The sequence below is a fragment of the Plantactinospora alkalitolerans genome, from assembly GCF_015690345.1.
Classification (GTDB): Bacteria; Actinomycetota; Actinomycetes; order Mycobacteriales; family Micromonosporaceae; genus Plantactinospora; species Plantactinospora alkalitolerans.
In genome coordinates this window covers 14498-27126 of record NZ_JADPUN010000157.1, presented here as the reverse complement: position 1 = coordinate 27126, position 12629 = coordinate 14498, and the positions used below count along the sequence as shown (strand labels likewise).

Sequence of the window (12629 nt, the reverse complement as noted above, 5' to 3'; positions counted from 1 at the left end):
CGCTCGGGGGTCGTGCCGGGGCGGTCGTGGTGGTGCTCCCCGGCGCCGGTGGCGTGACCAGGCCGCCGACGGTGGCGCCGCGTGGACCCCGGGCGGGTCCGCGACGCAGCGTCGCGTCGTACCGGTCCAGATTCTTCCGGGCGGTCGAGGCCAACTGCCACGGCACGCTGGTCACCATCACTCCCGGCTCGAAGAGCAACCGGCCCTTGATCCGCAGTGCGCTCTGGTTGTGCAGCAGGTTCTCCCACCAGTGTCCGACGACGTACTCGGGGATGAAGACGGTGACCACGTCGCGCGGCGATTCCCGGCGGGCGGAGGCGACGAAGTCGAGGATCGGCCGGGTGATCTCCCGGTACGGCGAGTCGATCACGGTCAGTGGCACCGTCATCCCGTGCCGCTCCCACTCGACCTGGACCGCCCGGGTGTCGGCCTCGTCCACGCTGACCGTCAACGCGGTCAGGGTGTCCGGCCGGGTGGCCTGGGCGTAGGCGACCGCTCGCAGGGTTGGCTGGTGCACCTTGCTGACCAGCACGATGGCGTGGTTGCGGGCGGGCAGTACCGGTCGGCCCTCGGCCGGGGTCAGTTCGGTGGCGATCCGGTCGTAGTGCCGGCGGATGCCGAGCATCATCAGGTAGATGACGGCCATCGCGGCGATCGCGATCCAGGCGCCGAGCAGGAACTTGGTGAGCAGGACGACCACCAGTACGGCCCCGGTCAGCCCCATCCCGAAGGCGTTGATCGCCCGGGAACGGACCATCCGGCGCCGGGCGACCGGGTCCCGCTCGGTACGCAGCAACCGGTTCCAGTGCCGGATCATGCCGGCCTGGGAGAGCGTGAACGAGACGAAGACGCCGACGATGTAGAGCTGGATCAGTCGGGTCACCTCGGCCTGGAAGGCGATGATCAGCAGGCACGCGGTGACCGCGAGGAAGACGATCCCGTTCGAGAACGCCAGCCGGTCGCCCCGGGTGTGCAGCTGGCGGGGCAGGTAACGGTCCTGCGCCAGGATCGAACCGAGCACCGGAAAGCCGTTGAACGCCGTGTTGGCGGCCAGGAAGAGGATCAGGGCGGTCGCTCCGGCGACCACGTAGAGGAGTGTCCCGTTGCCGAAGATGGCCTGGCCCAGCTGGACGGTCACGGTCTTCTGCACGTAGTCGACCGGCCCGTGTTGGAGCTGGCGGGCCGGATCCTCCATGAACTGGAGGCCGGTCAGCCGGGACAGCCAGATGATGCCGACGATCATCACGATCGCGACCGTGCCGAGCAGCAGCAGCGTGGTGGCGGCGTTCCTGCTCTTCGGCGGCTTGAAGGCGGGGACACCGTTGGAAATGGCCTCGACCCCGGTCAGTGCGGCGCAGCCGGAGGAGAACGCCCGGAGCAGCAGGAACGCCATCGCGGCGGCGGTCAGGTTGGCGTGCTCGGCGCTGACCACCAGGTCCGCGCTCGGCGCCCGGAGGTCGTGTCCGAGGACGAAGATCCGGACCAGCCCGGTGAGGATCATCCCGACGATGACGATGATGAAGCCGTAGGTCGGGATCGCGAACGCGGTGCCGGACTCGCGCAGCCCGCGCAGGTTGATCGAGGTGAGCACGACGACCGCGGTCACCGCGATCCCCACCCGGTGCTCGGAGACGAACGGCAGCACGGAGCCAAGGTTGGCCACGCCGGAGGAGACCGAGACCGCGACGGTCAGCACGTAGTCGACCAGCAGCGCACTGGCCACGCCGACGCCGAACTTGGGCCCCAGGTTGACCGTGGCCACCTCGTAGTCGCCGCCGCCGGAGGGGTAGGCGTGCACGGTCTGCCGGTAGCTCGCCACCACGGTGAGCATCACCACCACGACCGCCAGGGCCACCCACGGCGAGAAGAGGTACGCGGAGGTTCCGGCGATGGACAGCGTCAGCAGGATCTCGTCCGGCGCGTACGCCACGCTGGACAGCGCGTCGGACGCGAACACCGGCAGCGCGATGCGCTTCGGTAACAGGGTGTGCTGCAACTTGTCGGACCGGAAGGGTCTGCCCAGGAGCAGGCGCTTCAGCAGCGAGGCGGGTGTGGCCACAACCGCTAAGGGTACGGCTGCCGGATTTCCCGGACCGGCCGGTGCGGCGATCTTCACCGGTGCGGCGCCCGACCGGACGTCTTCCTCGGCGGGCGCGACGCCGAACGCCTCGGCTGCGGCCCCCGACCGGACTCCGCGGTGCCCCCCGACCGGACTACGCGGCGCCCCGACCGGACTCCGCGGTGCCGGACCTGACGGCCCGGACGAAGCCGACGGCACACCGCCGGGGAGGTCGGGCGCCACCGGGGACGGGTCGCATGGCACGCTTTCGGTGAACCCACCCACTCCGACGGGTCGGTCACGTGATCACCGGGAGGACGTACGTGCACGTCGTGATCATGGGCTGCGGACGGGTCGGATCGACCCTGGCCCACAACCTGGAGTCGCGCGGCCACTCGGTGGCCGTGATCGACCAGGACGCGGACGCCTTCCGCCGGCTCGGCTCGGACTTCGGCGGGATCACGGTCACCGGGGCCGGTTTCGACGGGGACGTGCTACGCCAGGCCGGCATCGAGCGGGCCGACGGGTTCGCCGCCGTGTCCAGTGGCGACAATTCCAACATCATCTCCGCCCGGCTGGCCCGCGAGACCTACGGCGTCTCCCGGGTGGTGGCCCGGATCTACGACTCGAAACGGGCGCAGGTCTACGAGCGGCTCGGCATCCCCACCGTGGCCACCGTCCGGTGGACCGCCGACCGGATCGTCCGGCACCTGGTCCCCGAGGGACACGTGGAGATCTTCCGCGATCCGACCAGCACCGTTTCCATCATCGAGGTGCCGATACACGACGGCTGGATCGGCCGGCCGGTACGCGGGCTGGAGGAGGCGACCGGGGCGCGTGTCGGGTACGTGACACGGTTCGGCATCGCCGCCCTGCCCATCGCCTCGAGTGTGCTCCAGGAGGGCGATCAGATCTCCATGCTGGTCACCGACGACATCGCCAACCAGGTGACGACGGTGGCGGGCTCACCGCCGGAAGGAGGTCGCTGACATGCGGGTAGCCATCGCCGGCGCGGGCAACGTGGGCCGCTCGATCGCCCAGGAGCTGATCGAGAACGGGCACCAGGTGATGCTGATCGAGCGGAAGCCGAAGATGCTCCGCCCGGAGCGGGTGCCGGCCGCCGAGTGGATCCTGGCCGACGCCTGCGAGCTGGCCAGCCTGGAGGAGGCCGACATCGCGACCTGCGACGTGGTGGTGGCGGCCACCGGCGACGACAAGGTCAACCTGGTGGTCTCGCTGCTCGCCAAGACCGAGTTCGCGGTGCCCCGGGTGGTCGCCCGGATCAACCGGGCCGAGAACGAGTGGCTCTTCACCGACCAGTGGGGCGTCGACGTGGCGGTCAGCAAGCCCCGGGTGATGGCGGCCCTGGTCGAGGAGGCGGTCACCGTCGGCGACCTGGTCCGGCTGATGACCTTCCGGCAGGGCGAGGCGAACCTGGTCGAGATCACGCTGCCGCCGACGGCGCCGTACGTGGGCCACCCCATTCACGCCGTACCGCTGCCTCGCGACTCCGCGCTGGTCGCCATCCTGCGGGGCAAGCGGGTGCTCGTGCCGAGCCCCGACGACCCGTTGGAGGCCGGCGACGAGCTGATCTTCGTCTGCACGGCCGAGGTCGAGGACGAGGTCCGCAAGGTCGTGCTCGGTCCGGACAGCGTCGAACGGACCCGCAACACCAAGTGAACCGGCGAAGCGGCGGTCAGCTTCCGACCGTGGCGGGTACGGCCGGCGTCCGGTTCACCCGGCGTACCGCCCAGACGGTGATCACCAGCAGCAGCGCGTACGGCGGGTAGCCCAGGGCCAGCCGGGCGATGCCCAGCGCGGTGTCCTTGTCGGCCAGGTACAGCCCGGCCTGCACGCCCACCTTGGCCAGCCACACCACGCCCCAGAGCACGGTGAGCCGGGTGAAGGTACGGACCAGCCGTGGATCGTCGCGCCATTCCGAGCGGCCGCCGCCGACGATGATCGACCAGATCCAGCCGACCAGTGGCTGGCGGATCACGGCCGAGCCGAGCAGGACGAGACCGTAGACGATGCCGTAGAGGATGCCGGGGAGGTAGAAGTCCCGCTCGTCACCGGTCCGCCAGGCGATCAACGCGCCGATGCCGATCCCGAACAGGCCGTTGACCGCGTGTCGGACCGGCCGGCGCTGAACCAGCCGGACGACGGCGATGGCCACCGCGACCCCCACCGAGGCGATCACCGCGGGCCGCAGCTCGGCGACGATGTTGATCACCACGAAGATGACCACCGGGATGCTGGACTCGACCATCCCCCGCCAGCCACCGAGCTGTTCGGCCATCTGCTCGGTCATGCTGGGGAGCTGTTCGTCGTCGGTCGACCGGCCGGCGTGCGGCCCGCCGTCCGTCTTGTCGATTCGGGGCTGTCCAGCGGTCATGTGGATTTCTTCCGGTCGCGGCCCTCGTCGCCCAGGCTCAACCTCACCGCGGCAACTCCAGCTCGTAGTACGGGTTGTAGATGACTTTACGGTCATCGCGTACCGCCATGCGACCACGAGCGGTCAATTGCCGGCCCGGTTCGATCCCGGAGATGTGCCGACGGCCCAGCCAGACCAGGGTCACGATGTCACTGCCGTCGTAGAGGTCGGCCTCCAACGTCGGAAGGTTCGTCCGGGGGGTGTAGACCACCGTGCGGAGCCGGCCGGAGACCGACACCACCTGACCCCGGGTGCACTGCCCGGCCGGAGTGCTGCCGCATTCGGCGCTCTCCCGGAGCAGCTCCTCCGCCTCGATCTCGGCCTCGCTCGCGGTCAGCCGCTGCAGGAACCCCCGCCACGAGATTCGGCCCTGGTCGGTCGCCATGACCCGGTGTCACCCTCCTCGACGCACCGAACCCGGCACGTCCTCGTCACGACCCGCGTGGAGCCGTCCCGCAAGCGTACGCCGGATCGGCCCGGCCCGGCCGGTCGAGCCGGCCCGGCCGGTGGGCGGTCAGGCGTTCCGGCGCCGGGGGTCGGTCCGGTGCGGTGTCTGGTGGCCCGAGACCACGCCGTTGACCGGCGGGCCGGTCGTCGCGGATCCCTCGGGCTGCTCCGTGGTCGCCCCGGCCTCGTCGGGATCGCGCGGCAGCCGCAGCGGCAGCGGCTCGCGGACCGGCCTGGCCTCCTGGCCACGGTCGACCACGAGCCCGTCCAGGCACTCGACCAGCGGTCCGGCCGCGGCCGGGTCACTGGCGGCCCGTCCCTGGAAGACCCCCTGGATCATCCACCGCGGGCCGTCGACGCCGACGAACCGCAGGTCGGCCAGGCCGCCGTCCGGGGTGCTGACCCGGGCCCGCAACTCGGTGCCGTAGTCGCCGGTCACCTCCTCGGCCACCACGCCGTCGGTCGCCAGCGACGTCCGGATCTCCTCCCGCCACTCGTCCCAGATGCCCTCCGTACGCGGCGCGGCGAACACCCCCAGTTGGAGGGCGCTCTCGCCGTACACCAGGACGACCTGCTGGATCGCGCCGTCGGGATTGGCCTGGACCCGTACCTCCACCTCCCCGATCGCCGGGATGTGCAGGCTGCCCAGGTCGAGCCGCTGCACTCCGGTCGGCGCCTCCGAGAGGTCGTACGGCCCGTGCTGCGGAACGTCGGGTTCGGCCGAGACGGTGAGGTCCTGCGTGTCAGCGGTCTGCCGACCGGACCGGTCGTCGCGGGCGTGACGCCCGCCGCCGCGTCCTCGAGAGAAGATCATCTTGCTTACCTGCTACCTTCCGCTCACGGCTGCGGGGTGGGCGCTCGCCCCCTCGGTCTTGCCACTCGGATCACGCGCGGCGACCAGGCCGGCGTGCCCGCCCGTCGAACCGTGTCCGCCCTCGCCACGCGAGGAGTCGGGCAGTTCGTCGACGGCCTGGAACTCCGCCCGCTCCACCCGCTGCACCACGAGTTGCGCGATCCGGTCACCCCGCGAGATCTTCGCCGGAGAGACCCGGTCGTGGTTGATCAGGTTGACCAGGATCTCACCGCGGTAACCGGCGTCGACCGTACCGGGCGCGTTGAGGACCGTCACACCGAGCCTGGCCGCGAGCCCGGACCGGGGGTGGACCAGGCCGACGTGGCCCTCGGGCAGCGCCACCGCGACGCCGGTACGGACCAGTCGCCGCTCGCCCGGAGCGATCTCGACCTCCTCGGCGGCCACCAGATCGGCCCCGGCGTCGCCGGGATGGGCGTACGCCGGCAGCGGCAGATCCGGGTCGAGCCGCCGAATCGGTACGGGCACCAGGTACGTCACGCTGTCACTCTCCTGCCAGGGTTCGCCGATCCATCGGTGCTGCCACCATCCTGCCGGGTCGACCGGTTCCGCCGCGCCGTACCCTCACACCGTGGCTCCGAGAACTTCCGATCCCGCCGTCGCCCCGGTCCGTGCCGGGTACGCCGAACGGCTGAGCCTGCCGTGGTGGCTCTGGTTGGCCGGTGCCGCCGTGGCCGGGCTGCTGGCCGCCGAACTCTGGCTGGGATCGACCGGCGTCCGGGCCTGGTTGCCGTTCGTGGTCCTGTTTCCGCTGACCGCCGTGGGGCTCGGTTGGCTCGGTCGGATCCGGGTCGCGGTCCGGGACGGGGAACTTCTGGTCGACGACGCCCGGCTGCCGGTGGGGTTCGTCGCCGACGCGATCCCCCTGGACGTGGCCGGCCGGCGCGAGGTGCTCGGCGTGGGCGCGGATCCGCTGGCCTTCGTGGTGCAGCGCCCCTGGGTGCCCGGGGCGGTGCAGGTGGTCCTGGCCGACCCGGCCGATCCCACCCCCTACTGGGTGGTCAGCTCCCGCCACCCAGTGCGCCTGGCCGAGGCGATCCTCGCCGCCCGCGACTCGGCCTGAGCCGCGCGCCGTCGCCGGCCGGCCCGAGTCGCACTCCCCGGGGTGCTCAGTCGCCGATCGCCGGGCGCGGCGGTCGCAGGTCCTCCCGGATCCGGTTGCCGAGTCCACGGGTGGCCCGGCCGTTCAGGAAACCCGCCACGGCGGCTCCGGTGAGGAACGGGCCGAGCGTGGTCAGGTTGCGTCCGAAGCGTCGTAGCAGCCGGTCCCGCAGTTCCTTGCGGGCCGCCGTGCCGAGCACCGCGCCCACACCCACTCCGGGCACGAGCGGGTTGACCCCGCGCTGGGCGGTCCAGGACCGGAGCAGCACCATCGCGCGCTGCCCGGCCGTGCCCGGCACCTGGACGCCGTACGCCTCGTGCAGTTCGCCGATCAGCTTCAGCTCGATGGCGACCACGGCGACGGTCTCGGCGGCCAGCAGGACCGGCGCCGAGAGCAGGGTCGGGGTGACCGCCCACTCCACCGCCGCCACACCGCCACCGGCGGCGCCCACCCCGGCCGTGGCCCGGACCGCGTTGCGGACCAGCCGTTCGGCGAGCGCGTCACCGTCCAGCCCGTCGAAGTGCCGGCGCAGCGTCTCCCGATCACGGATCGGTACGTGCGGCGCGATCTCCGCTACCGTGTCGGTCAGCCAGCGGACCGCCGCCTTCGGTTTGAAGAGGCTGCTGGTGCCACGGGCCCGCACCTGACCGACGAGCCGGCCCAACAGCCGCCGCCGGCTTTTCTGGCCGAGGTCGTCGTCGGTGAGCGCGGCAACCGTCTCGCCGAGTTCCCCGTCCTGGGGAACCAGTTCCGAGCCCGGCGTCGGGGCCGCTGCCCCACCGGTCGCGGTGGATGCCGGCGTCGGAGCATCCGGCGTCTGGTCGGAACGGCTCATCATGACCTCCAGGCGCGTGGCGGTCGGTTAGGCGTCGAGCCACGCGGATCGAGTCAAGCAGGTACCCACCACCGCGCATGCCGAATCACCCGCGGCGACCTCCAGCCGTGGAGGTCGCCGCTCCCCGGCCCCGGAGAACCCGAACCGGTCGACGAAGACCGGCTCCCCTGGCCGGGGAACCACTTCCCGTTCCAGGGAAGGTCAGGCGCACTCGCGGCAGATCAGGTCACCGTTGCGCTCCACCGCGAGCTGGCTGCGGTGGTGTACGAGGAAGCAGCGCGCGCAGCGGAACTCGTCCGACTGCATCGGCAGCACCTTCACGGTGAGCTCTTCGTCGGCCAGGTCGGCACCGGGCAACTCGAAGCTCTCGGCGACCTCGGCCTCGTCGACGTCCACTGCGGCCGACTGTGAGTCGACCCGCCGGGCCTTGAGCTCTTCCAGGCTGTCCTCGCCGAGGTCGACCTCGTCGCGACGCGGGGCGTCGTAGTCGGTGGCCATCGGTCTCACTCTCCCATATCGATATAGTCGCTTCCGGTTGTAACGCCGGAGGACGCTGTTTCGGTTCCCGCTGGCCGGCCTTCACTTCCGGTCGCCCGACCCGGCACACGTTCTCCGGGTCGCGGCCGCCGGGCGGAACTCCCCCGGCGAGCGGGGTACCTTACCCCCCTTCGGGCGAGGCATGTATACCGTCCCTGCGGCATGCATGTACGTCCGAGCGCCCGGAGTTGTTCCCAATGTGACTCAGGCGACACGAAGATAGGGGTAGTGGTCGGCCGATCGGTGTCGGCGCGCCGACAAATTCGGCGGTTTCCCCACCCGGTCGGACAACGGCTGGTGGCACCGGCATACTCGGTAGCCAACGGCGGCCGGCTCGCACCGGCGGCCGGCATCCGTCACAGACAAACCTCGGGGAGCCAACCAGATGAGTTTCGCGCGCGTCCGAGCCCTCATCGTCGTCGGCGTGCTCGCGGCAATCGCCCTGGTGTTCGTCGCCGTCACCCTGGTCCGGGACACTCAGGCGGGCAAGGACACCGCCGAGGCGTGCCCGCCCGGCTACAAGCTGGCCGACGCGCGGTTGCGGCTGCCGCAGGACATCAAAATCAACGTCTTCAACGCGACCTCGACCACGGGACTCGCCAAGGACGTGAAGGAGGACTTCCAGAACCGGAAGTTCCAGGTCCTCAAGGCGGGCGACGAGCCGAAGAACAAGGGCGTCGACGGCGTCGCCGTGCTGCGGTACGGGCCGAAGGGGGTCGGCTCCTACCACGTACTGAAGGCGTACTTCCTCAACGAGGCGACCCGGGAGTTCGATCTGGAACGCGACACCGACGTGGTGGACGTGGTGATCGGCTCCGACTTCAAGCAGTTGGCCACCATCACCGAGGTGAGCCAGGCACTGGCCCAGGGCGGCGGCGGGCCGCAGTTGCCGCCGCAGACCTGCGCCGACCCGAAGCTGACCTGAGCCGACCTGACCTGAGCTGACCTCGTCGGGTCCGGTCGGGCTACGGTTCGGCCGTCCGCCGGGCCGGGCGAGGACCGAAGGCTCCCCCGCCCTGCGCCGGGGAGCTACGGTCCGCCCGCGGCGTCGAGCCGGGCCAGGTGGTCGTGCAGCGGGCCGAACAACGCCGGCGGCGCGGCGATGACCAGGTCCGGCCCGGGACCGGCGCCGGCCAACCCGTCGACCAGGAGCCCGGACTCGATTGCGATCAGAGCGCCGGCCGCGTGGTCCCAGAGGTTGAGGCCCTTCTCGTAGTACACGTCGACCGATCCCTCGGCGGCCAGGCACAGGTCGATCGACGCGACGCCGAACCGCCGGATGTCCCGCACGTACGGGATCAGTCCGGTCAGCACGCCGGCCTGGTGGGCCCGGCGCGCCGGGTCGTAGCCGAAGCCGGTGGCCACCAGCGCCTTGCCGAGGTCCGTCTCGGTCGAGGACCGCAGCCGTTCGCCGGCCCGGTGGGCACCGCCGCCCCGGATCGCCGTCCACTCGTCGCCGGTGACCGCGTTGCGGACCACTCCGGCGACGACCTCGCCGTCGACCTCGGCCGCCAGCGACACGGCGTAGTGCGGCAGCCCGTACAGGTAGTTCACGGTGCCGTCGATCGGATCCAGGATCCACCGCACGCCGGCGGCACCGTCCGGCCCGGTGCCGTCGGCGCCGCCGTACTCCTCGCCCAGGACGGCGTCTCCGGGCCGCGCCGCCCGCAGGGTCGCGACCGCCTCGCGCTCGACCGCGCGGTCGGCCGCGGTGACCACGTCGGTCGCCGTGCTCTTGGTGCTGACCCCGGACACCCCGTCCGCGCGCATCCGTCGGGCGGTCTCGGCCGCCTGCCGCGCCACCTCGACCGCGATCTCCAGTAGTTCGTGCCGAGCCGGTCTCGTGCCGTCCATGACGTCCCCTTCCGCACGCCTGTGACGTCCCGTGCCCGGCGCGAGTATCATCCTTACAAAGTCCACACGCGCATCGAGTCGGCAGCCCCGGACCGGTCTCCGGCGTGCGGCGCGGGATGATCGCCGCAGACGGCGTTACAATTCACCCCTGCCCACGCGCCACGGACCGCCGAGCACCGGCCGGCCCGGGACACGGGGGTTCCTCAACCACATCGGCCCGGCACGACGCATCGCGCTGCGCCGGCCGACCCCGGCCGTGCCCGCTCATCGCCTCCGGAAGGTCATTCGTGACAGAACCCCGCCACATCGGCGCCGACGTACGCTCGCTCACCGACACCCTGATCGCCCACGCGCAGAACGCCGGCGGCCAGCTCACGTCGGCCGAGTTGGCGCGCACTGTCGAGACTGCCGAGGTGACTCCGGCCCAGGCCAAGAAGATCCTGCGTGCGCTCTCGGACGCCGGGGTGACCGTTGTGGTCGACGGCTCCGCGAGCACCCGCCGCCGGGTCGCCGCCGCCCGGTCCGCCACCCCCGCATCCCGGGCCACCACCGCCAAGGCGACCAAGAAGCCGGCTCCGCCCGCGCCGAAACAGGCGCCCGCCGCCGACGAGGCGGTCGGACCGCGGAAGGCCGCACCTCGCAAGCCCACGCTCGCCGCCGACGGCACTCCCGCCTCCCCCGGCGCCAAGGTGGCCGCAAAGGGCACTGAGACGGCCGCCAGGGGCCCAGCGAAGGCCGGCCGTACCGCTAAGCCCGGCGCGGCCGCCGGACCGGCCAAGGGCGCCAAGGGCGCCACCGGCAAACCCGGCGACCCGGACGTGCCCGGTGACTCGGACATCGATCCGGAGGCGCTCGCCGCCGAGATCGAGGACGTGGTGGTCGAGGAGCCGGTCGAGCTGACCAAGGCGGCCGAGGCCGACGCGGCCGAGGCGGCGACCGACAACGACTTCGAGTGGGACGACGAGGAGTCCGAGGCGCTGAAGCAGGCGCGCCGGGACGCCGAGCTGACCGCCTCGGCGGACTCGGTCCGGGCGTACCTCAAGCAGATCGGCAAGGTTCCGCTGCTCAACGCCGAGCAGGAGGTCGAGCTGGCCAAGCGGATCGAGGCCGGCCTCTACGCCGCCGAGCGGCTGCGCGCCGCCGAGGAGGGCGAGGAGAAGCTCATCCGGGAGATGGTGCGCGACCTCAGCTGGATCTCCCGGGACGGCGAGCGGGCGAAGAACCACCTGCTGGAGGCGAACCTGCGGCTGGTGGTCTCGCTGGCCAAGCGGTACACCGGGCGGGGCATGGCGTTCCTGGACCTGATCCAGGAGGGCAACCTCGGCCTGATCCGCGCGGTCGAGAAGTTCGACTACACCAAGGGCTACAAGTTCTCCACCTACGCCACCTGGTGGATCCGCCAGGCCATCACCCGCGCCATGGCCGACCAGGCCCGCACCATCCGTATCCCGGTGCACATGGTCGAAGTGATCAACAAGCTTGGCCGGATCCAGCGCGAGCTGCTTCAGGACCTGGGCCGCGAGCCCACGCCCGAGGAGCTGGCGAAGGAGATGGACATCACACCCGAGAAGGTACTGGAGATCCAGCAGTACGCCCGGGAGCCGATCTCGCTCGATCAGACCATCGGCGACGAGGGCGACAGCCAGCTCGGCGACTTCATCGAGGACTCCGAGGCGGTCGTCGCGGTCGACGCGGTCTCCTTCTCGCTGCTGCAGGACCAGCTCCAGCAGGTGCTCCAGACGCTCTCCGAGCGGGAAGCGGGCGTGGTACGGCTGCGCTTCGGGCTCACCGACGGACAGCCGCGGACGTTGGACGAGATCGGTCAGGTGTACGGCGTCACCCGCGAGCGGATCCGGCAGATCGAATCCAAGACCATGTCGAAGCTGCGCCATCCGTCCCGTTCTCAGGTCCTTCGGGACTATCTTGACTGATCAAAAAAGTCAACCGGTCGTGTCGGTCCCATCACCAGACGTACAACGGTGCATGGTGATCGGTCGGTTCCCCACGTGTGATCGTTGACGTGGCACCCTGGTGGCACGGCACACTGTCTCTACCACGTGTGACATCGGTCCCCCGGGGGCACACTGGGAAGGCCACGCCCCACAAGGGTGTTGCACGATAGGTGAGCAATGACCGAAGAGAGAGTTCATCGGTGACGACCGCAGGAGGACAGGCGATGACCCCGACCCTCACGCCGCCGCCCGAGACGGTGGCTCCCCCAGCCGCCGATGAACGGTGCGACCGCTGTAACGCAGCCGGCAAGCTCCGGATCACCCTCGCGGGTGGGAGCGAACTGGTGTTCTGTGGCCATCACGCGAACAAGTACGCCGAGGATCTCGTGAAGATCACGGTGCGGTACGCGGCTGACCCGGAATTTAGCTGGCGTGGCGCCGATTTGATGGCGAACTGACCAAGACAGGACATAGCCGGCCGGAGGTGCTCCGAAAGGACACCTCCGGCCGCCTATTCCGGATCGGCGTACCGGAGCGG

At 71.0% G+C, this 12629-nt stretch carries 14 protein-coding genes; 6 read left to right on the top strand and 8 right to left on the bottom strand.

Annotation, left to right across the window (positions count from 1 at the left end; all coding sequences use genetic code 11):
* Positions 1-2059 (bottom strand): APC family permease (locus tag I0C86_RS16095; protein WP_196202037.1); only part of this gene is annotated, 2059 nt, incomplete at its 3' end.
* Between the two features lie 323 nt (positions 2060-2382).
* Between I0C86_RS16095 and I0C86_RS16090 the strand changes: the two genes are divergently transcribed.
* On the top strand, positions 2383-3048 hold the full coding sequence (locus I0C86_RS16090) for a potassium channel family protein (RefSeq protein ID WP_196202044.1): 666 nt from the start codon (positions 2383-2385) through the stop codon (positions 3046-3048).
* A 1-nt stretch (position 3049) separates the two neighbouring features.
* Entirely contained in the window at positions 3050-3739 is a 690-nt protein-coding gene (locus tag I0C86_RS16085; protein WP_196202036.1) for a potassium channel family protein, read from the top strand.
* 16 nt (positions 3740-3755) lie between these two features.
* On the opposite strand, the gene I0C86_RS16080 is transcribed toward I0C86_RS16085, so the two are convergent.
* From I0C86_RS16080 to dut, 4 genes are all read right to left on the bottom strand, one after another.
* Positions 3756-4454, bottom strand: coding sequence for a DUF3159 domain-containing protein (locus I0C86_RS16080; protein WP_196202035.1), 699 nt, complete (start codon positions 4452-4454; stop codon positions 3756-3758).
* Positions 4455-4497: 43 nt separating this feature from the next.
* Positions 4498-4878 carry an OB-fold nucleic acid binding domain-containing protein gene (locus I0C86_RS16075; protein ID WP_196202034.1) on the bottom strand — a complete coding sequence of 127 codons (381 nt, stop codon included), beginning with the start codon at positions 4876-4878 and terminating at the stop codon, positions 4498-4500.
* 129 nt (positions 4879-5007) lie between these two features.
* Positions 5008-5754 (bottom strand): DUF3710 domain-containing protein, encoded by a 747-nt coding sequence (locus I0C86_RS16070; RefSeq protein ID WP_196202033.1) that lies wholly within the window; start codon positions 5752-5754, stop codon positions 5008-5010.
* Between the two features lie 12 nt (positions 5755-5766).
* The gene (dut, locus tag I0C86_RS16065; RefSeq protein WP_196202032.1) at positions 5767-6291 is read right to left on the bottom strand and encodes a dUTP diphosphatase; all 525 of its coding nucleotides are present in this window, start codon (positions 6289-6291) and stop codon (positions 5767-5769) included.
* Between the two features lie 91 nt (positions 6292-6382).
* Between dut and I0C86_RS16060 the strand changes: the two genes are divergently transcribed.
* Entirely contained in the window at positions 6383-6874 is a 492-nt protein-coding gene (locus I0C86_RS16060; RefSeq protein WP_196202031.1) for a DUF3093 domain-containing protein, read from the top strand.
* Positions 6875-6920: 46 nt separating this feature from the next.
* Here the strand turns inward: I0C86_RS16060 and I0C86_RS16055 are convergent, their stop codons facing one another.
* A complete protein-coding gene (locus tag I0C86_RS16055; RefSeq protein ID WP_230394241.1) occupies positions 6921-7751 on the bottom strand; it encodes a hypothetical protein in 831 nt (276 codons plus the stop codon).
* A 198-nt stretch (positions 7752-7949) separates the two neighbouring features.
* Positions 7950-8246, bottom strand: coding sequence for a DUF4193 domain-containing protein (locus I0C86_RS16050; RefSeq protein WP_101370510.1), 297 nt, complete (start codon positions 8244-8246; stop codon positions 7950-7952).
* Between the two features lie 424 nt (positions 8247-8670).
* On the opposite strand from I0C86_RS16050, the gene I0C86_RS16045 reads away from it, so the two are divergent.
* Entirely contained in the window at positions 8671-9210 is a 540-nt protein-coding gene (locus tag I0C86_RS16045; RefSeq protein ID WP_196202030.1) for a LytR C-terminal domain-containing protein, read from the top strand.
* A gap of 104 nt (positions 9211-9314) precedes the next feature.
* Here the strand turns inward: I0C86_RS16045 and I0C86_RS16040 are convergent, their stop codons facing one another.
* A complete protein-coding gene (locus I0C86_RS16040) occupies positions 9315-10139 on the bottom strand; it encodes an inositol monophosphatase family protein (RefSeq protein WP_196202029.1) in 825 nt (274 codons plus the stop codon).
* Between the two features lie 287 nt (positions 10140-10426).
* Here I0C86_RS16040 and I0C86_RS16035 point away from each other — a divergent pair, with 287 nt between their 5' ends.
* Together I0C86_RS16035 and I0C86_RS16030 are read left to right on the top strand one after the other, a co-directional pair.
* Positions 10427-12070, top strand: a complete 1644-nt coding sequence (locus I0C86_RS16035) for an RNA polymerase sigma factor (protein WP_196202028.1) — start codon at positions 10427-10429, stop codon at positions 12068-12070.
* 245 nt (positions 12071-12315) lie between these two features.
* Positions 12316-12549: a DUF7455 domain-containing protein gene (locus I0C86_RS16030; RefSeq protein WP_184533193.1), complete on the top strand. Its 234-nt coding sequence runs from the start codon at positions 12316-12318 to the stop codon at positions 12547-12549.
* Positions 12550-12629: the final 80 nt, after the last annotated feature.